Raw genomic sequence first — 20,881 nt, forward strand, 5'->3', positions numbered from 1 at the left:
AAACTCACATGAAAAAATATATGTATAAGATATCTCTTTTAGCTTGCGTTATAGCTTTTGTGAGCTGTGATAAAGACTTAGAAGATATCAATGTTAACCCTAATAAACCTTTGGAGGTACCAACGGGAGGGTTGTTTAATAAAGCGAATAAAGATTTAATGACTAATACACGAGGGGTATTCCCTTCAGGGCGTATGTCGTTACCTTGGGTTCAGTATTCAGCTCAAAGAAATTATACTGATGAGGATTTATATTTATTCCGTACAGGAGTGAATAATAGTTTATACACGGATATTTTTTTAGCAGCAAAAAACTATAAAGAAATAATAGATATTGTTACTAATGAGAATAATCAGATAAAAGTTCAAACTTATGGACATCCTGGAAATATGCTATCTGCGGCTCGTATAATGATCGTATATGCTCAGTTACAAGCTTTAGAGACGTATGGTGATATACCTTATTATTCATATGGTAGTGATGATCCTGATTTTGAAGCAATGACTGTGGGTACTGCAAATGCAAAACCAACACCTAAATTTGCTCCTCAGGAGAAAATTTATAAAGATATGTTGAAGGAATTGAAGGAAGCAGCAGAAAGTATAGAATTGGATGCAAAGATTTTTAATGCTGGAGATTTTCTTTTTCAAAGTCCTCTTAAGATGCAAAGATTTGCAAATTCACTTAGATTGAAAATTGCAAATCGTGTTAAAAGTGTTATTCCTGAAGCTCAGGCACATATTGATGATGCTGTTAAGGGAGGTGTTATGCAGTCTAATGACGATACAGTTGGATTAAAATTTCAGAATGATAAAGTTAATCCAGCACCTTTTTATAGAGGAGCTTTTATAGATAATCGTAATGACTTCGCTCCTACAAATACGTTTGTGGAGCTATTAAAAGGAGAGGAAAAAATGACAGGTAAAAAGAATCCTTTTAAAGGTATTGTGGATCCGCGTTTATTTAAAATGGTGGCTCCTAAGACACAATATCTACCTGTGAAGCAAGATGATGGTTCAGTAAAAATGGAAGAGGTTACTGTGCGTTTTAGAGCAACTGATGATATTCCTAGTATTGAAGGAATGAACTATATAGATCGCCCTGTTGAATTTTATGTTGGATTGCCTATAGGGATTGAAGGTGCTTTTACTGGCTCACAGATAGGAAGTGTATCTCAATTTGGTGGTGCTATTTATAAAGCCGATAAGGTAGAGGTGCTAATGGAGTATTCAGAAGTAGAGTTTATTCTATCAGAAGTAAATAAATGGAATGATACTAATTATAAAAATGGAATTAGAGCATCTATGCTTAGTTGGGGAATCGATCAGACAGAGATTGATAAGTATCTGAAAAGTGTGCCAGCGGCAAATGAAGAGAACGTTATGACACAAAAGTATATTGCTCTTTATATGCAGCCTTATGAAGCATGGTCTGAATACAGAAGAACTAAATTCCCTAAAACATTCCTTTTACCTGGTGAAACAAGAGATCTTGTTGCACCTGGACCAAATGGAGAAACTCAGTATACATTTGTGCCAAAAGTAGATCTGAAAGATTTACCTGAAAGAATTACATATCCTTCTGATATGGAACTTGTAAATAAGGCAAATAAAGATGCTGCAGCTGCTCGTATGGGTGGTGACAAAATGGATACAAAACTTATCTGGGCTAAGAAATAATTAGCTTATTAAGTATAAAATAGAAAGCCATCTTCGGATGGCTTTTTTTATTTAATTCAAAAATAAATTTACCTTTGTCCAAATTATATTTTTATGAGAAAGTACCTAGGTGTTTTTCTATTGTTTTTTTGTTGTATGACTATCCATGCACAGTTTCAAACTTTAGATATGCAAGGAAGTTATAGACCTGATGGAGACCAAGATAAAAAAGAGAAGAAAGAAATAGGAAGCCTTAGACAGAAGGTAAAGAAAGACTCTGTGGCACCTATCAGTGACTATAAGATAATCTCGATTAAGAATGATACGATAGCTGTTGATACAGCTCTATCTGTAAAGAAGCACTATGAGTTTAATTACTTAAGAAAGGATCCTTTTGGGTTACTACAGTTTGCTAATGAAGGCCAGACTTATAATGTATTAAAATATAATTATAAAGCAAATCATGTTTTACCAGGTTTTGGTTTCGAAGCAAAACAATTTGCATACTTAAACGTAGAAGATATTAAGTATTATTCTGCACCTACACCTTATACTGATTTATACTATAGATCTGTAATGAAACAAGGACAAAATCTAGATGCTTTTATTACCTTAAATACAAGTAAGAACTTAAATTTCTTTGTCGGATATAAAGGATTGCGTTCTCTTGGGAAATACATTAATCAACTGTCTTCAACAGGAAATTTTAGAATAGGATCTAGTTATCAATCAGAAAATAAAAAGTATTTGATGAGAGCTCACTTTACAGCTCAAGACATCATGAACAAAGAAAATGGAGGGATACGTGACTTAGATCTTTTCGAAAGTAGTGTTAAACCATATAATAAACGTGAACGTCTTAATGTGTATTATCGTGATGTTGAAACGATGTTGAAAGGAAAGCGTTTATACTTAAATCATCAATATCAATTAAATAATTCTTTTAAGAATGGTATTCTACTGACTCATGAGTTTACCTATGAGGATAAGTTTTTTGAGTATCAACAAGCTGATATTAATAATCAATTTACTGATAAGACACACTTTGGAGAAGCATTTAATAGTAGTATAAATAATAAAACTAGATATTACAATGTATTTAATAGAGTAGGAGCAGCGTATCAATCAGATGTGGCAGGACGCTTTGAAGGATTTGTTGATTTCTATAAATATAGATACCATTATAAGAGCATAGCACATATTGGCGGTGGTCTAATACCTGATCAGTTAGAGAAGAATATAACAATGTTAGGTGGTAGATATATTTATCATAAAGATAATTGGAAAGCAAATGTTTTAGCGAGCACATCTTTAGGTAATGATGAAACAAGGAATTTTGAAGCTAATTTAGATTATAAGTACTCAGAAGACATTGCATTTCAGTTAGGGTATCAAAATCTAAATAGAATGGGGAATTTAAACTATTATTTATATCAAAGTGATTATGTTAATTACAATTGGTATAATGAGTTTAAGAACGAAAAGATTAATCAATTCGACGCTTCTGTGACTACACCATGGGTAAAGCTGTCAGGGACATATTCAGTATTAAAAGATAAATTATATTTTTCAAACGACGCTACTGAGTTTGATAAGTTTGGTATACCACAGCAAGTATTAGTTACACCTAAACAATATGGAGGTACAATAAACTATCTATCTATTCAAGCTGAGAAAGACTTTAGATTTGGTAAGTTTGGCTTAGATAATACATTCTTGTATCAGAAGGTTGATCAAAAAGATAATATCTTAAATGTACCAGAGTTTGTGACACGCAATACTTTATATTTCACAGATGCATTCTTTGATAAGGCTTTAAAGTTTCAGACAGGTATCACCTTGAGTTATTTTACGAAGTACTATGGAAATGACTATAATCCATTGATAGGAGACTTCTTTGTACAAGATAAAGTAGAAATAGGGAATTATCCAGTATTCGATTTCTTTATTAATATGAAGATTAGAACAGCTAGAATATATATTATGTTAGAGCACTTTAACTCTAGTATGACAGGATACAAGTATTATTCAGCACCTAATAATCCTTATAAGGATTTTACTTTGAGATTTGGGATAACTTGGAACTTCTTTACATAAGAATTTATAAATAAAAAAAGCGCAGTTTTACTCTTTGTAAAACTGCGCTTTTTTTATTCTCCAAAGAGAACACCTGATACATTCCAATAACTAAAGCTATTACCTTCTCTTCTTCCTTGCGGTATTTTGACTTCTAATGTATGTGTACCTTTCTTTATATCTCCTAAAGGAACCCAAATAGGTGGTGTGACAGTGCTCGGACACCAGTTAGAACGACTGAGGTCAGATGAAGATAATCCAGTCTCAAAATTACCAGAAGCTGGATTGTATTCTCTATAAGAGCCACAGTCTTGTCTCCATGGGAAGTAGTCTAACACTTTAGTAGAATCTAAGGTAATTGTATTTAGTTTAGGGTTAAATTCATCTCCATTCTCCCATCCGCCATGACCTGTTGTGATATACCTTAATCTAGCATTTTTGATATCAGTAGTTGTCGTAAAGGTTATTTTTAAACCTGTTGGAGATGCAAACATAATCGGATAGTTCTGACCAGCCATTTCCATTAGATTAGTAGTGTTAAAGATAGGCATCATCGTTGTCGTTTTATTAGCATTGCTCAGCCCGTCAGGATGGATAGTAATATCAGCACTTATCTTATGGCCACCTTTATCATAATTGCCTATATATACCCCTACATACCATTCACTATTACTTAGTAGAGGTTGAAACTCAGAAATCTCTTGTCTATAATACACCTTCTCTTGCCATTTATAATCAAGTACATCTATATGATTAAAGCCTTTGACACCAAATGGAGTGAAGAAGCGCATTAACTCTATAGGAGGAGTATAGTTTTGTGTAGCGATAACACCTTGAAATTTCTCTGTAGAATCTTGATTTTGATAGATCGGGAGTACCTCTATACCTTGTTCTAAAGCATCCATAAAAGAAATTTCGTGATAATGAGGTATTAAGAACACACTACCTGTTCTATCATATGCATCACCATTAGACTGTTCTGTTAAGTTGACAAATATCTGATCAGTCGGTTTTATAGCAGGTATTTTTACTTTCGTAACAATCACTGTTCCTTTAGCGAAGCGCATTAGATTTGGTTTATTAATAACAGAGTCAGAGAAATTGACCAAATCATCTTCGAATAGCTTAATTGTAGTAAACCTGCTTTTCCATAGTTCAGCTTTATAAGTTTTAGTATCTACCTCATGACTATCCTCTAGCTGTATATAGTCTTTTATATTCAGCTTTAAATCTTTGTTTATTTTATTAGCTATTGTTTTGTAAGTACCATTGCGATCTATTTCTAACACTAGACCGAGATTAGCACCTAATGACATAGGGCTTCCTTTAATCTTTAGTTCATTAGTATACCATAAGGTGATTTTATTAGAATTAATTGTTATAGTCGCTTTATTACACTTATAGCCTAGTATTGTTTTGGTCTCTTTATGATGTGTGAAGGATTGGTCGGTATTTGGAAGCACCATCTTTATTTTATTCTTCTTAGTTAGATGAGCCACACTGTATTGAATATTGTTTTTATAGTCGATATAAGTCTGTTCATAAGGATATTTCTCTAGCCCTACGTCGAGTTGTTTTTTCTTAGCGATAAAAGCATTATCCTCATTTGCTATTAGGATTATGGGGTCTTCTACATTGATTATTTTATTGTTGGAGTAAGTATAGTATTCTATAAGTGTATTTTGGTTAGGTTTTTGTGCGTATATAATACTAGAAGACAAGGTCATAGTAATGCTAATGATGTAGAATAGTATTCTCATAAGATTGGTTGGTGTGATTATAGTTTTTATAAAAATAGAGAAAACGAATTGAATATAACTAATATGCGAATATATTTATGAAAGAAGCTTTCCTACATTATGTTTGGGCAAATCAATTGTTCAATTCTAAAGACCTATATACTACATCTAACGAATCTCTCAGTATACTTTCTATAGGAACTTTTACTGGTCTAGATGGACCTGACTTTTTTAATGCAAGAATATGCATTGGAGATCAGGAATGGGCGGGTAATATTGAGATACATATTAAGGCTTCTGATTGGTATGCACATCATCATGAGCGAGATCAGCGTTATGACAGTGTGATATTACATGTGGTATGGGAGTATGACATTCCAGTTTTTAGATTGGATGGTAGTGAGATAACTGTTTTCGTTTTGAAGAACTATGTAGATCAACAAGTAGTAGAGAAATGTACTCAACTCTTTTTGCGTAAAAATCACCTAAACTGTGAAGATAGCATAGGAACAGTTGATCCATGTATCTGGACATTTTGGAAAGAGAAGTTGTTTTTAGAGCGGTTGATAGAAAAAACCATACCAATGGAACAATTGCTTTTAGAAACAAATAATCATTGGGAACATGTACTCTTTTGTTTTCTAGCTAAGAGTTTTGGCTTAAACGCGAATGGCGAAGCATTCTATGATGCAGTAAGACATTTACCGATACAATCTATTTATAAGCAATCCCAATCCTTGTTGCAGATAGAAGCTCTATTATTTGGAGTAACTGGTCTGTTAGAAGAAGAATATGAACTAGAGGATGATTATATAAAAGAGATAAAAAGAGATTGGGCTTTCTTAAAGAGTAAGTATAATATCGTTGCATCAACTACATTATCTATAAGATTCTTTCAGCTTAGACCACCTAATTTCCCTACTATTAGATTAGCACAGTTGAGTAGTTGGTTATATCATCAGCAGATTCCTGTTGTAAAGATGTTGACAACAACAGATTTAACTTACTTCTATAAATTATTTGACATAAAAGTAAGTTCGTATTGGGAGACGCATTATGTATTTAATAAAGTAAGTAAGAAGCAAGCTAAGAAACTGACTAAAGACTTTATTGATTTAGTAATTATCAATGTCATCTTACCTATGCAGATTATTTATCAGAAGTCCGTATCACATGAAGATTTTGATATTAGTGATATTATAGCACTAGCCGAAAGCGTAAAAGCAGAGAAGAACAGTATCGTAAGCTTATTCTCTAATTATAATGTAACAGCGATTAATGCTGTAGATAGCCAAGCTCTAGTTCATCTAAAGAAGAAATACTGTGATAGTAATCGATGTATAGAGTGTGCTATAGGGAAAGAATTTCTCAAAAAAAGCTAATCATACACCATAGTTCACTTTGCTGTGATGGATATTGTTTATCTTTGTATAGTTAATATGATATAAGTATGGTTACTAGTTTAAGACACTATTTTGAGAAAAGAGGATTCAGAGTATCTAGCCGTCTAGGGGACAGACTAGGGATGCGCGCTACTAGTGTACGTCTATTTTTTATCTATTTATCATTCTTTACCTTAGGATTAGCTTTTGCTTTATACCTTACTTTAGCTTTTTTAGCTCGTATTAAAGACTTAATCTATACAAAGAGAACATCAGTATTCGACCTATAAATCTCTTTGAATACTGTATGTAAGTTGGCTAGTAATCTTGTAATTTTCCTGTAAAAAGAGGAGATGCTATCTAATTACAAAAAAAGATTTTACTACTACACGAAGTCACAGAAGCGAGGCCTTTTCTTTTTAGTACTCTTTGTGATTGCCATTCAGTTGTATATCTATTACCCTAGGTCATCAGATCAGCATATAGTTGATCAGTATTCCACCCTTTTTAACGATGAGTATCAGAAGCAGATTAGTTTATTAGATAGTATTAATACTATTGCCATAGCTAAGCGAGATACGATTTACCCTTTTAACCCCAACTTTATTACAGATTATCGAGGCTTTGTTTTAGGTATGTCTACAGCAGAGATAGATCGGTTATTGTCATTTCGAAAGGAGAATAAGTATGTCAATTCTGCTAAAGAATTTCAACAAGTTACTCAAGTATCTGACGAATGGCTAAAGACCTATAGTACTTATTTTAAGTTTCCAGATTGGGTGAATACTCCTAAGGTGAAGCGAGAATATGTTGATTATAGCAAGCCTAAAGTAGAAGTCCCTATAGTAGCAATATGTATAAATAGTGCAACTTTAGATGACTTACAGAAAGTCAGAGGAATAGGGCCGTATTATGCCGATAAGATTATGAAAGAAAGGGAGAAGTACGGTGGTTTTGTGTCTATACAGCAGTTGAAGTTTGTGTATGGACTTTCAGAAGAAGTTGTAAATGAATTATATAGGCATTTTAAAGTGATGAATGCACCAACTGTCACAACATTAAATATCAATGAAGCATCTATAAATCAATTGAAAGAATTACCCTATATGAATTACTATATCGCAAGAGAAGTAGTTAAGCATAGGAGTATGAATGGAGATTTTGTTAATAAAGAAGGATTACTACAAATTGAGAAATTCCCTATTGACAAAATTGATATAATTAGTTTATATTTGAGATTTACGAATTAAAACTATCAACCATGAATTTTGAATACAATGAAACTCAAGCAATGATTGCTCAATCTATAAGAGACTTTGCAGAACAACATATTCGTCCACATATTATGGAATGGGACGAAGCTCAAATCTTTCCTGTAGATTTATTTAAAAAACTAGGAGAGATGGGATATATGGGAGTTTTAGTTCCTGAAGAGTACGGAGGATCTGGACTAGGCTACCACGAATATATCACTATCGTAGAAGAAATTTCTAAAGTAGACTCGTCTATTGGTTTATCAGTAGCAGCACATAACTCACTATGTACTAATCATATTTTATCATTTGCGAATGAAGAGCAAAAGAAAAGATGGTTACCTAAGCTAGCGACAGCAGAGTGGATCGGTGCATGGGGATTGACAGAGCACAACACTGGATCTGATGCAGGAGGTATGAGTACTACAGCTGTGAAAGATGGTGATCACTGGATCTTAAATGGAGCGAAGAACTTTATCACTCACGCTATCTCTGGTAACGTTGCAGTTGTTATCGTTCGTACAGGAGAGAAAGGTGATTCTCACGGGATGACAGCTTTCGTAGTAGAGAAAGGTACACCAGGATTCTCTAGTGGTAAGAAAGAAAATAAATTAGGAATGCGTGCATCTGAGACTGCAGAACTTATCTTTGATAACTGTCGCGTACCTGATGCTAACCGCTTAGGAGAAGTAGGAGAAGGGTTTATCCAAGCGATGAAAGTATTAGATGGAGGGCGTATCTCTATTGGTGCATTATCATTAGGTATTGCTAAAGGAGCTTATGAAGCAGCATTAAAATACTCAAAAGAGAGAGTTCAATTCGGAAAACCAATTAGCCAATTCCAAGCTATCGGTTTTAAATTAGCGGATATGGCTACAGAGATTGAATGTTCTGAGTTATTATTACACAAAGCAGCTTTCTTAAAAAACAATAACAAACCGATGACTAAGATCGGAGCTATGGCGAAGATGTATGCGTCTGAAGTATGTGTGAAAGTATCTACAGAAGCGATCCAGATCCACGGAGGATATGGATATACTAAGGACTTCCCAGTAGAGAAGTTCTTCCGTGATTCGAAGTTGTGTACTATCGGAGAAGGAACTACAGAGATTCAAAAATTAGTTATTTCTCGTAATATTTTAAAAGACTAATCAGATTAGATGATATAGAAGAAAGGGAAGCTACTGAGCTTCCCTTTTTTGTTGTCGTTCGTGAAAGGCTGTCGCCATAAGACTTAAGGCGCCATCCCCCACTATATTACACGCAGTACCAAAACTGTCTTGTAGTGCGAATATGGTTAATACTAATGCTATCCCAGTATCATCGAAGCCTAGCATAGAGGTTATTAATCCTAAGGATGCCATTAGCGCTCCCCCAGGTACACCAGGTGCTCCTAGAGCGAATACACCTAGTAATAGCACAAAGAGAATCAATGTACTAACATCAGGTAAATGTCCATAAAGGACTAAGGATACGGTCATCACAAAGAAGGTCTCTGTAACCATAGCACCACATAAATGTACATTCGAGAAGAACGGAATAGTGAAGTTCGTAATCTCTGGCTTTAGTACCTTGCTCTTATGTGCTGATTGTAGTGCTACACCTAAGCTAGCCGCAGAAGACATCGTTCCTAGCGCAGTTAGATAGGTAGGTCCATAATGTTTGAGTACTTCCCATGGGTTCTTTTTAGCGTATAGACCTGCGATCGTGTATAAGATGGTGATCCATACGATATGAGCTAAAATCACGATGATAATCACGATTAAGAAGATAGGTAATTGTGACTGTATGCTACCTACATAACTAAGCAAAGCAAAATTACAGGCAATGTATAAGGGTAATAAAGGAACTAGTACTCTATTGACTAAGAGTAACACGATCTCTTTAAAATGATCGAAGGCTATTTCTAGTGGTTTAGACTGTGTCCATAGTATACCTAAACCTATCATGAGTGCAAGTACTAAGGAAGTCATCACATCGAATATAGGCGGAATATCTAGTTTAAAAAGCATCTCAGGTAATGCTCTTCCCGTAGTAGCAGTAGAGGGTATGTCTAGCCAAGGTAATATAGTGTATCCTAATGAACCACTGAATAGCCCTGCTCCGACACTCGATATATAGGCTATAGCTAGGGAGAACCCTATAATCACAGAGGACTTCTGATCTAGCTTAGCGATAGACGATACGATAAATCCTAAGATGATTAAAGGAACTAAAAATAAGATTAGTTGTCCTAAAATATGTTTCGTAGATAAGATGACTTGAAGTAGAATATCATTTAGATAAGGCCCTACTAATAGACCGATAATTACTCCTGATAGTAGTCTAACGATAGTATTGTTTACTAATTTCTTTAGCATAGTATAGAGGTATAAAAAAGGGAAAGCACAGGCCTTCCCTCATTATCTTTATTTATCACTGTATTTTGTTACCATAAGGCTAAGTGCTCCATCTCCTGTAATATTACATGCGGTACCGAAGCTATCTTGTAATGCAAATATCGTTAAGGTCAGTGCGATACCAGCATCGTCAAAACCTAGTACTGAAGCAATGATACCTAACGAGGCCATTACAGTACCTCCAGGTACACCAGGTGCTCCAATAGCGAAGATACCTAGTAGTAGTACGAATAAGATCATTGTCCCCATAGTTGGTAATCCGCCATATAATACTTGAGATACAGTCATCACGAAGAATACTTCTGTCAATACTGATCCACATAAGTGTATATTAGAGAAGAACGGTATAGTGAAGTTCGTGATCTCAGGCTTCAGTACTTTACTTTTGTGTGCAGACTGTAGTGCTACACCTAGAGAAGCCGCTGAAGACATCGTACCTACTGCTGTTAGATAAGCAGGAGGATAGTGTTTAATTACTTCCCATGGGTTCTTCCCAGAGTATATACCCGCTATCGTATACAACACACCTAACCAAATAAAGTGTGCCACTATCACGATAAGAATCACAGTTAAGAACACAGGTAGCTGTGACTGTATAGACCCTTCATAACTAAGTAATGCAAAGTTCGCCATGATATAGAATGGCAATACAGGTACTAATACTCTATTCACTAATAACAATACGATATCTTTAAACGAATCGAAGGCACGCTCTAGTGGTTTAGACTCTGTCCATAGAATACCGATACCGATCATTAAGGCAAGTGTCAAAGAAGTCATTACTCCAAATACAGGAGGTATATCTAGCTTAAATAACATTGCTGGAAGCTCCTTAAGAGTCTCTACATTTTTCTCTATCTGTAAGTGAGGGATAATGTTAAACCCTAGTGTACTACTAAAGAACCCTGCTCCGATACTAGATAAGTAAGCAATAATAATAGAGAAGCCGATTATGCTAGTCTTTCCCTTGTCTAGTTTAGCGATAGACGATACTACGAATCCTAGAATGATCAGCGGTACTAAGAATAGAATGATCTGACCTAGTATATGTCTCGTAGATAAGATGATTTGTAGTAAGCTGTCTGTAAGATATGGTCCTATGACTAGACCAACTATCACCCCTAGTAAAAGTTTTACTATTGTATTACTAAAGAATTTCTTCATGTTCTGATACCTATATTTTTGATTAAAGTACTAAATTATTCAAAGCAAAGATATTTATAAACCTTGTTTTTTATTAGTCATTTTCAGAATATACCATATATATGGTAGTGGAGGTGGCACGGTATAATATAGGATGTTCGTAATGATATGTTTTTGTGGATATAGTTTGGTTCGGAGACAGATTTAGTATCGTTCGGAAAAGGGGTCTTTATCCTAGTAAAAACCGAGGTTTTTCCGAACAGCTTCCGAACAAAGTGCTTAGTAAGGCATAACAGATTTCTTATAAGCCTTGTCAATAAAGAGATGATAAGGATTATCGCTTTTTCATAAATACCTATTTTAACCAAATCAGATCATTTACTCCAAAGTAGGTCAACTATACAATGAGTAGGGTGTATATAAGGAGTTTATGAATTGTTACTTCATTAAATATTCGTAATATTAACATATTAGAAATATGACTAGGTATGAAGAGCGTTTTAGAAACAGATCGATTAGTACTAAGAGAATTAACTACTGCAGATGCAGAACACTTTTATCAATTAAACCTTAATCCTAATGTGATGCGCTATACAGGAGATGATACTTTTGAGAGTGTGGATGATGCGTATATTTTCTTAGCTAATTATAGCGATTATGAGAGAAACGGATATGGACGATGGGCAGTCATTCGAAAAGAAGATAATGCGTTTTTAGGGTGGTGTGGACTGAAGTACAATGCTGATATAGATAGGACAGATATAGGCTTTCGCTTCTTTGAAGAATATTGGAATAGGGGGTATGCTACAGAGAGCGCAAAGGCTTGTTTAGATTATGGGTTTACAACCTTAGGACTACACTGTATCATCGGCAGAGCGATGAAAGAGAATATTGCATCGATTAAAGTATTAGAGAAGATAGGACTAGTCTATGAGAACGATTTTGACTTCGATGATCATATAGGCGTATTGTATGTAATAACACGGTAAAGGTGGCAATACTTTTTGACTAAATATTTAAAAAAGCTGAATAATAATGAGAACATATATACAGACAGATAAAGAAGGAAACTATTATAATGTGAATGCCTTTATCGCCAATGAAGGGTTTAAACATTTTGGGTATGAAACCATAAAATACGTTGATGTAGAGGATATAGTAGATACTAATCCAGAAGATATTGTTGTAGGAGGAATAGGCAATGTAAGAAGATGATTAAAGAATATTGGGATTGATTTAGACTTGACAGGAATAGATTATCCACAAGAGTTAAGAAAATATCTAAAGAGGGAGATTTGGACAAGTACATTGGAAGAGATATTGGAACAAAAACGCTTTGGTATATTCGTCAAACCTGATGTAGAGACTAAGAAGTTTGCAGGTAAGGTATTTAATAGTGAACTAGATTTTATAGGATTAATAGATGAAGGTAAACCAACTGTAGTGTTGTGTTCTGAATTGGTAGATTTTAAGGCAGAGTATAGATGTTTTATTCGCTATATAGATATACTTGATATCAGACGATATAAAGGAGATTGGGATAAGGTAATAGATGTAGAGGTAGTGAGACAGGCGATAGCTGATTTTGACAACCAACCTAATGCCTATGCTTTAGACTTTGGAGTGACTGAGACAGAAGATACTGTATTAGTTGAGGTAAATGAAGGACACTCTTTAGGGAGCTATGGATTATCAGCACAGCAATATGCTAAGTTCTTATCAGCACGATGGGCTGAAATGACTGGTACAGTAGATTATTTAGATTTCTAAGAAATACAAAAACGGTTAATAGTATAAAAGCTATTAACCGTTTTTTGTATTTATACATTCTCTATGATCATTGGAAAATAAGGTTTTCTTTTATCATCAAATAACTCTGTACCACAAGAGTCACATTCCCCTTCATCAGGAGCAGTTTCGTTAGCAGGTAGTTGCCAGATGTTATCCATACCACACTTGCAAGTGATGATGTAGAGTACTTCATTCTCATTTCTTGTACTAAACTGTGTAATATTACCAAAGTCTGTATGTATTTCTGCTAAGGCAGTAGCAGTATCGATATGGGTAATTCCGAGAAGGTAGAAGTCACTTTGTGTATTCACTTCTATTATGACATAATCTTGTGGTAAATATTGTTTGTACGCATTGACTAAATAAGTAACTGCCTCACCACGCTTTAAATTGCCTTTATCAAATTCACTATACATGACTTTGTATATAGAAGCTGTGTCAAGATTTATAGTTTGCCCTAGTAGAGCTAGACGTTCTACAAGAAAATGATACAATTGATTCTCATCAGACTCACCTGTCCAATCTAAAAAGAGTAGATATTCTTGTTCTTCTACTAATAGATCATAAAGACTGTCATAATCTAAGACAGTGTCTTTTATGGTAAGATATTGCTCTTGTGTTAATAGTAATTCTGCAATTTTGTTATATTCCATAGTTCTTTTTATTGAAGTATTGTAAAGGTAGAGAGTTTATCTGTAAATAGTTAACAAGAATAAATAAACACCTCAATGTACTAGAGTTTATCCACATCACTAAAACTGAGAACCGTTAACCGAAAACTGTTAACTAATCTCCGTTCGCGCAGTAAATACTCCCATTCACGCACTCATTTTTTCAGAAGTTGTGTTGTCAGATTACGTTTGTGATAGAATTAATCAAGAAGAAAGATGAGAACACTACTATGTTTGTTATTAACCTTATGTCTAGGTGCTGTGCAGGCACAACAGATTCTGCTATCGGGTACAGTGGTAAACGATAAGAATAAACCAATCGAGAATGTGAATGTGTACCTTGAAGATAGCTTCGAGGGAGCATTGACTGATGCGAAAGGGTATTTCAGTTTTATAGTTACAGATACAGTAGTGAGTGGCGTGCTGAAGTTAATGCATGCACAGTATGACAATCTCGATGTCGAAATCAATACAAAGGAGAATTATAATGAACATTTTGTGTTAAGTAGTCAAGATGAGGTGATGGGAGAAATCCTTATCATCGCGAATAGCAAGAATAAAAGAGAACGTGCAGAGAGTATAGGGCTAAATGCAATGGATGTAGTGAGTACTGCTGGGAGTCCCGGTAATATTATGGGAGTCCTAAGTACCATGCCAGGGGCGCAGACGAATGGAGAGGATGGTAGACTACTGATACGTGGAGGTAGAGCAGAGGAGAGTGGTATATTCGTCAATGGTGTAAGGGTGTTTCAGCCTTATACTTCTTCTGTAGGTAATGTGCCTGTGCGCTCTAAGTTTAATCCGTTTCTGTTTAAGGGAATATCTTTCTCAGCAGGGGGGTATAGTGCAGAGTTTGGAGATGCGTTATCGGGAGTATTACAGTTAGATACATCAGATGAGATAGATCCATCGCGTAGAGACTACTCTATCTCTACTGTAGGAGGGAGCTTCGCACAGACACATCAGTGGGGCAAGAACTCACTGTCGTATAGTCTAAACTATCTAAACTTAGGAGTCTATACTACAGTGGTAAAACAGCGATATAATACTAAAAAGCCTTTCTCTACAGCTTCTGGAGAGATGATGTATAAGCGCGAGATTAAAGATGGAGGATATAAACTATATACTGCTGTAGACTTCTCTACTATCAAGTATGAGCAAGAGATACAGCCAAGTAATCGAGTAGATACACTAGGTTTTAAGTCGAGTAATGTGTATATGAATAGTGTGTTCTTTAAGAAGCTTACTCCTTATATGAGATTAGATATCGGTACAGGGTTAGGGTATATGGATTATACAGGAGATAGCAATGATCTGAGCTTAAAGAAGATTAGTTGGGATGTGAATCAGAAGGTGAAGTTTTCTTATCAGTGGAATGGGCAGTTTCAGTCTTTTGTAGGGGTAGATGTACAGGCTTCTAAATTAGATTTGACGAGAAGTGAAGGGAGTAGAGCAGAAGCCTTTGGTACAGATACTAATAGATGGGCACTGTTTTTTGAGAACAATTGGAAGATAACGTCAGACTTGTCATTGAGGGCAGGTTTGAGAACGAGTAAGTATTCAGAAATATCAGATTGGACAGTAGAGCCACGTGCGATGCTGACTTATCAGATGACACCTAAGCATCAGATGTCTTTTTCGTATGGGGTGTTTAATCAGGCTGTGAACTTAGAGCAGTCATTAGCAGTGAAACAAGAAGACTGGATGCAGGCTAACCATTATATACTGAACTATACTTATGAGTTTAGAAAGCGTCTATTGAGAGCAGAGATGTTCTATAAAGATTATAGTAAGTTGCTCTTAACGCCATTAGGTAAGCCAAGTGAGTATGCACAGTTAGGAGAGGGATATGCAAAGGGATTTGACTTGTTTTGGAAAGATAATATCACGTTTAAGAATTTTAGCTATTGGGTAACTTATACTTATATAGACTCTCAACGCAAAGAGATGTATTGGAACGAATGGATACAGCCGTCTTATGTAGTAAAGCACAACTTCTCTGTGGTGACGAAGTACTGGATAGATCAATGGAAATCTCAGGTGAGTATGACGTATAACTACAGTAGTCCACGTCACTTCCACGATATGAATACTACTAATAAAACTACTTATGAGAGTAGTCCGATACACAATGTGAGTATGAGTTGGGCTTATCTATTCAGTGGGCAAAAGATAGTGTACTTATCAGTAGATAATTTGTTAGGTAGAAATCCTGTATACGCTTATCAGTTTAATCAACGTGGAGGACAACCTGATATCACGAATGCTACTGCGAAGCGATTTATATATGTAGGGTTTATGTGGACGATAAGTGTAGATAAAAAGAAGAACCAATTAGAGAATTTGTAAAAACAAAAATACAAACAGTAGAGACATTAGAAACAACAGTTCGCGCAGTTCGTTTTTTAAGGGTTTAATCGTCAGTGTAGATTTATTGTGTAATTAAATAATTAGAAAGATGAGAAAGTTATTAATTTTATTATTCGGTGTATTTAGTGTAGTGAGTTTCGGACAATCTAAATACGAAGCAGGAATGCAAAAAGCGATGCAACAATGGCAAAGTGGGCAATCGAAAGAAGCAGTGGCGATGCTAGACCGCATAGCGATGTCTGATAAAGAGAATTGGATACCAGTGTACTATAAGGTATTTATCAGTATCACAGGAGGGTTTAGTAATCCACAGGCTGATAATATAGAAGATATCGTAGCAGCTAATCGCGTACTAATAGACCAATGGTTAGAAAAGGGAGGAAGTGAGTGGTATGTACTGAAGGGAATGAATGAGACACTAGAGTTGATTACAGATCCGATGAATAAAGGGATGGTACAGACTCCAATTATCAATAAAGCGTATGATAAGGCGATAGAGTTAGATCCTACTAATCCGAGAGCAGTGTATTCTGTGGCAAGTTTTCAGATTAATAGTGCTAAGTTTATGAAAGTAGACATGCCTTATTATTGTAAGATGTTAGAGAAGTCGATAGAGCTATTTGATAAACAGAAGAGTGATGTGCCATTCTATCCATCATGGGGAAAAGATTGGGCATTAAAAACACAAGAAATGTGTAAAGTGAAGTAAATTAGATGAGTTTGTAGTAAATTAGTATATGAAAAAAGTAGAAATGAATATTAATTGGCGTAGACATATTGTATTGGCCTGTAGTATATCGGTACTGATCAGTTTGGTTATTTCGTATTTTACTTTTCGTAATAGCGAGTTAAGCTTGGGTGAGCTATTGATAAATTATCGTTTTTTGAAAAATACGTTTTTGTCTTTTGTATTGTCGATGTTGATTTACGCAGCTAATGTATTAACGAGTGCATGGGTGTGTAAGGTAATGGATAAACGAGATGCTAAAAATGAAATAGCTATGAGTAAGATTACTCGTAACGCTGTTTTTTTTGTCAATGGCATTATGACATCTATAGTTTCTTATTACTTATTCTTGGCGCTACTTTTGAATTTATTTTATAGCTTGTCTTTTAAAGCTTTCTTTCTTGGGCAACATTTAAGTTTTGGCAATTTTTTAGGAGCATTGTTATTAAGTACTTTTATTTTGCTTATTGTGTTTACGTTTGCCTATCACGATGAACTTAGGTTGTTAGAATTAAAGAATAGAGAGATGGAGATAGAGCTACAAAAAAGTCAAATAGAAGGGATGAAAGAACAACTGTCTCCCCATTTCTTGTTTAACAATATGAATGTACTCATCAGTACAATCCAAGAAGATCCAGTAAAGGCAGAACAGTTTGCCCGTTCGTTCTCTAAGATATATAGATATGTATTAGAGAAGTTAGACTATCCCTTGTGTAACTTATCTGACGAAGTATCTTTTATAAGAGATTATGTCTATCTACTCAATGTGAGATATGACAATGCAATAGCATTTAGCATTAGTGAAGAGGTGATGAAGTATGATGATGTAGAAGTGCCTACCTTGAGTTTGCAACTATTGATTGAGAATGTAGTAAAGCACAATGTAATTCCTTCGGAGGGAAGTATTAGAGTAGAATTGCGCATAGAAGAAGGAGGGTTAGTACTGTGGAATGAAAAATATGCTAAGCCCAAAGAAGTGTATTCATCTGGACTGGGATTACAGAATTTGTCTAAGCGCAACAAGTTGATGTTGAAGCAAGATATTGAGATAAGTGATTTGGAAGATAGTTTTAGTGTTAGAATTCCTTTAGTTAGAATAGAGAGTTGATGAAAATAGTAATTATAGAAGATGAGAAACCTGCAGCGAGACTGCTGACAAGAGAACTGGAGAAGCTAGGATTTGAGGTACAGCAGATATTGTATTCTGTAGGAGAGGCTATACCTTGGTTGATGCAACATGAGCATCCAGATTTGATATTTGCTGATATACAGTTAGCAGATGGATTATCTTTAGAGATATTCGAGCAAGTAGAGGTTAGGAGCGCTATTATCTTTGTCACAAGTTTTGATCATTATGCGATTAAGGCATTTAAGCTAAATAGCATTGATTATTTATTAAAACCGATAGAGCCAATAGAGTTGTTGGGTGCTATTAATAAATACAAGGCACAACAACGAAGTACAACACAGACAGTAGAGAGCCTCAGACACAGTATAGGGGGGAGTAACTATGCAAAACGGCTGATGATAAAAGTGGGGATGCAGATAAAGATGGTGTTGGTGGATGAGGTAGTATGTTTTTATAGAGAGGATAGAGGGGTGTACATCTCGACAGTGGAAGGTAAGACTCATCTGTTAGATGAGGAGTCTCTAGAGGCTGTTATTAAAACGGTTAGTCCGAAGAAGTTCTTTAGGGTGAATAGATCTCAAGTAGTGAACATCGATTATATAGAGCAGATTATACAATTATCTACTTCTCGGTTAAAACTAACAATGAAGAATTATACAGCTGAGGTGATTGTGAGTAGAGAAAGAGTGAGTGAATTTAAGAGCTGGTTAGCGGAGAATTAATTTGATAGAATTAAAGAGAAGGTCAATAGAGAAGTTGATTTTCTCTTTTTTAATTGTGCTATATCCTAAGTAGAGATTGATTAGTTCGTAGTTAATGTGAAATATATTTAGTGTTTTTTTGATTAAAAGTAGTATTATTAACAAATAAATATTTACATTTATTTTAAATTAACTTAAAAAGTTTTAATAAATGGAGTTTAATAATAGTTTAGATCAAAAGGAACTAATTACCGTTCCTGTAGAGACAAGGTTTCACTTGGAGAAAGCAAGTTCTTATGCTAAGATTGTTGGTATAATAGGAATGATTATTTCTGGTCTCTTCGCTCTTGTTGCTTTAGCATTAATTTTTGGAGGTACATCCATAGCTAGTTTTGTACCTGGTGGAGGAGTATTAGGATTAATAGGAGGAGCCGCAATTATATTTATTGGATTATTTTGCTTGTTACTATTTTGTGCAATGATATTTTTAATGCTAAAAGTCTACAAGTTTTCTACGTTGACAGCATCAAGTATTATGAAAGAAAGTGATGAGGAGCTAGAATTAGGATTAAAAGAACTCAAAACATACTTTATGGGGACAGGTATTCTAATTATTGCTCTGATATTTATCTTTATAGTAGGACTTATCTCTTTTGGAAGTGTACTGTTATCATTAGTAAGTAGTTTTGGAAGAATGTAATTAGTATTAAACGCAAAAAATTAAAGATCATGGAATTTGAAAATAAAAAATTAGCATTTAGTACAAATGCACAGACTTATCTTAAAAGTATAGCAGGGTGGGGAATGTTTATTGCATTGCTTGGTTTTATTAGTGCTGCATTCTCGTTGATAAGTCTTTTCGTTAGTTTTAAAGTAAGTGTTTTAACTGGGATTGTTAGTTTAGCTAGTTTGGTCGTTCAAATACTAGCTACTATAGGACTGTTTACTTTTGCTTCGAAAGTGAAAAAAGGGATAGAGAATAGAGATACTCAAGTAATCGATGCTGCATTTAAAGGAATGGTAACCTATTTCTTGTTCACACTTGTGTCTTTTGCTGTTAGTTTTCTATCTATATTTCTTAGATAAATGATAAGTATTTGTCTTTAAGAATATGTTTTCGTGAATTCAAGTTATAAATGCAACAGTTGCTATTTTGTCTAATTTATCTGCAAAAACTTCATTAGGCGATTTAAAACCAAATCTCTTTCTTGGTCTATTGTTTAAAATATTTACAACTCTATCTATTTGTTGTTGTGTAATTAAATCGAAGTTACTCATTTTCGGGAAATATTGTCTGACTAAACCATTTAAATTTTCATTAGCGCCTCTTTCCCAACTGTGATAAGGTTTTGCAAAATAATAGGCAATCTGTAACGCATTAGCTATATTTTGATGGTTTGCAAACTCTTTTCCATTATCAGAAGTGATTGTATGTAGAAGAGGTTTGTAATCCTTTAATAGCTCTATTGTTTTAGCCTCTATCGCATGAGCTTGTTTAGATTCAACCTTCCCCATTAGTAAAATCCCTGTGGCTCTATCGTTAATAGTTAATAAGGCTCCATTATGATTTTTTCCTATTATCAAATCAATTTCTAAGTCTCCTATTCTTTCTTTTTTGTCAACAATACCAGGTCTTTCATCTATATCTAATCTGTTCGATATTAATCCTCTACTATCTTTATTGCTTCCTCTTTTACGATATTTTTTCCCTTTATTTCGTAGATGCTTATAAAGCTTTCCTCCTTGCTTTTTATCCTTCCAAACGAACTGATAAATACATTCTACTGAAACCATTTCTATCTTCTCTATTTTACATCTTCCTACTATTTGTTCAGGGCTATA

20 protein-coding genes are annotated in these 20,881 nt (G+C 34.7%); 15 read left to right on the top strand and 5 right to left on the bottom strand.

Going from position 1 to position 20,881, the window contains the following annotated elements:
* Nucleotides 1-8: 8 nt before the first annotated feature.
* On the top strand, nt 9-1,679 hold the full coding sequence (locus tag HX049_RS04395) for a SusD/RagB family nutrient-binding outer membrane lipoprotein (protein ID WP_286414319.1): 1,671 nt from the start codon (nt 9-11) through the stop codon (nt 1,677-1,679).
* 93 nt (nt 1,680-1,772) lie between these two features.
* Nucleotides 1,773-3,755, top strand: a complete 1,983-nt coding sequence (locus HX049_RS04400) for a putative porin (protein WP_286414321.1) — start codon at nt 1,773-1,775, stop codon at nt 3,753-3,755.
* A 53-nt stretch (nt 3,756-3,808) separates the two neighbouring features.
* On the opposite strand, the gene HX049_RS04405 is transcribed toward HX049_RS04400, so the two are convergent.
* Nucleotides 3,809-5,494 (bottom strand): GLPGLI family protein, encoded by a 1,686-nt coding sequence (locus tag HX049_RS04405; protein WP_286414322.1) that lies wholly within the window; start codon nt 5,492-5,494, stop codon nt 3,809-3,811.
* 77 nt (nt 5,495-5,571) lie between these two features.
* Between HX049_RS04405 and HX049_RS04410 the strand changes: the two genes are divergently transcribed.
* From HX049_RS04410 to HX049_RS04425, 4 genes are all read left to right on the top strand, one after another.
* Nucleotides 5,572-6,855, top strand: a complete 1,284-nt coding sequence (locus HX049_RS04410; protein WP_286414323.1) for a DUF2851 family protein — start codon at nt 5,572-5,574, stop codon at nt 6,853-6,855.
* A 68-nt stretch (nt 6,856-6,923) separates the two neighbouring features.
* Nucleotides 6,924-7,145 carry a hypothetical protein gene (locus tag HX049_RS04415; protein WP_006259613.1) on the top strand — a complete coding sequence of 74 codons (222 nt, stop codon included), beginning with the start codon at nt 6,924-6,926 and terminating at the stop codon, nt 7,143-7,145.
* Between the two features lie 63 nt (nt 7,146-7,208).
* On the top strand, nt 7,209-8,105 hold the full coding sequence (locus HX049_RS04420) for a ComEA family DNA-binding protein (protein ID WP_286414325.1): 897 nt from the start codon (nt 7,209-7,211) through the stop codon (nt 8,103-8,105).
* A gap of 11 nt (nt 8,106-8,116) precedes the next feature.
* Complete coding sequence (locus HX049_RS04425; RefSeq protein ID WP_006259611.1) at nt 8,117-9,259, top strand: acyl-CoA dehydrogenase family protein; 1,143 nt, start codon at nt 8,117-8,119, stop codon at nt 9,257-9,259.
* A 30-nt stretch (nt 9,260-9,289) separates the two neighbouring features.
* Here the strand turns inward: HX049_RS04425 and HX049_RS04430 are convergent, their stop codons facing one another.
* Complete coding sequence (locus HX049_RS04430) at nt 9,290-10,468, bottom strand: cation:dicarboxylate symporter family transporter (RefSeq protein ID WP_286414328.1); 1,179 nt, start codon at nt 10,466-10,468, stop codon at nt 9,290-9,292.
* 48 nt (nt 10,469-10,516) lie between these two features.
* Complete coding sequence (locus HX049_RS04435; protein WP_131540241.1) at nt 10,517-11,671, bottom strand: dicarboxylate/amino acid:cation symporter; 1,155 nt, start codon at nt 11,669-11,671, stop codon at nt 10,517-10,519.
* A 467-nt stretch (nt 11,672-12,138) separates the two neighbouring features.
* Here HX049_RS04435 and HX049_RS04440 point away from each other — a divergent pair, with 467 nt between their 5' ends.
* From HX049_RS04440 to HX049_RS04450, 3 genes are read left to right on the top strand one after another with little or no spacing between them, the layout of a single operon-like run.
* Nucleotides 12,139-12,639, top strand: a complete 501-nt coding sequence (locus tag HX049_RS04440; protein WP_286414331.1) for a GNAT family N-acetyltransferase — start codon at nt 12,139-12,141, stop codon at nt 12,637-12,639.
* A 46-nt stretch (nt 12,640-12,685) separates the two neighbouring features.
* Entirely contained in the window at nt 12,686-12,865 is a 180-nt protein-coding gene (locus HX049_RS04445) for a hypothetical protein (RefSeq protein ID WP_286414333.1), read from the top strand.
* A 27-nt stretch (nt 12,866-12,892) separates the two neighbouring features.
* Entirely contained in the window at nt 12,893-13,420 is a 528-nt protein-coding gene (locus HX049_RS04450) for an ATP-grasp domain-containing protein (RefSeq protein WP_286414335.1), read from the top strand.
* A 50-nt stretch (nt 13,421-13,470) separates the two neighbouring features.
* Here HX049_RS04450 and HX049_RS04455 read toward each other — a convergent pair whose 3' ends face one another.
* On the bottom strand, nt 13,471-14,094 hold the full coding sequence (locus HX049_RS04455; protein ID WP_286414336.1) for a DUF6630 family protein: 624 nt from the start codon (nt 14,092-14,094) through the stop codon (nt 13,471-13,473).
* A gap of 234 nt (nt 14,095-14,328) precedes the next feature.
* On the opposite strand from HX049_RS04455, the gene HX049_RS04460 reads away from it, so the two are divergent.
* The 6 genes from HX049_RS04460 to HX049_RS04485 all read left to right on the top strand — a co-directional run bounded on the left by HX049_RS04460 (nt 14,329) and on the right by HX049_RS04485 (nt 20,125).
* On the top strand, nt 14,329-16,461 hold the full coding sequence (locus HX049_RS04460; RefSeq protein WP_286414337.1) for a TonB-dependent receptor: 2,133 nt from the start codon (nt 14,329-14,331) through the stop codon (nt 16,459-16,461).
* A 109-nt stretch (nt 16,462-16,570) separates the two neighbouring features.
* The gene (locus tag HX049_RS04465) at nt 16,571-17,191 is read left to right on the top strand and encodes a tetratricopeptide repeat protein (RefSeq protein ID WP_286414338.1); all 621 of its coding nucleotides are present in this window, start codon (nt 16,571-16,573) and stop codon (nt 17,189-17,191) included.
* 28 nt (nt 17,192-17,219) lie between these two features.
* Nucleotides 17,220-18,317 carry a sensor histidine kinase gene (locus tag HX049_RS04470; protein WP_286414340.1) on the top strand — a complete coding sequence of 366 codons (1,098 nt, stop codon included), beginning with the start codon at nt 17,220-17,222 and terminating at the stop codon, nt 18,315-18,317.
* Nucleotides 18,317-19,060, top strand: a complete 744-nt coding sequence (locus HX049_RS04475) for a LytR/AlgR family response regulator transcription factor (RefSeq protein ID WP_286414342.1) — start codon at nt 18,317-18,319, stop codon at nt 19,058-19,060. Before HX049_RS04470 ends, HX049_RS04475 begins: the two co-directional genes overlap by 1 nt.
* Before the next feature lie 190 nt (nt 19,061-19,250).
* A complete protein-coding gene (locus HX049_RS04480) occupies nt 19,251-19,739 on the top strand; it encodes a hypothetical protein (RefSeq protein ID WP_286414344.1) in 489 nt (162 codons plus the stop codon).
* 29 nt (nt 19,740-19,768) lie between these two features.
* The gene (locus HX049_RS04485) at nt 19,769-20,125 is read left to right on the top strand and encodes a hypothetical protein (protein ID WP_286414347.1); all 357 of its coding nucleotides are present in this window, start codon (nt 19,769-19,771) and stop codon (nt 20,123-20,125) included.
* A gap of 39 nt (nt 20,126-20,164) precedes the next feature.
* On the opposite strand, the gene HX049_RS04490 is transcribed toward HX049_RS04485, so the two are convergent.
* Nucleotides 20,165-20,881, bottom strand: a 717-nt coding sequence (locus tag HX049_RS04490; RefSeq protein WP_286414350.1) for an IS30 family transposase, incomplete at its 5' end; no start/stop codon positions are given.

Source organism: Myroides odoratimimus (genome assembly GCF_030326305.1).
Taxonomy (GTDB): domain Bacteria; phylum Bacteroidota; class Bacteroidia; order Flavobacteriales; family Flavobacteriaceae; genus Flavobacterium; species Flavobacterium odoratimimum_A.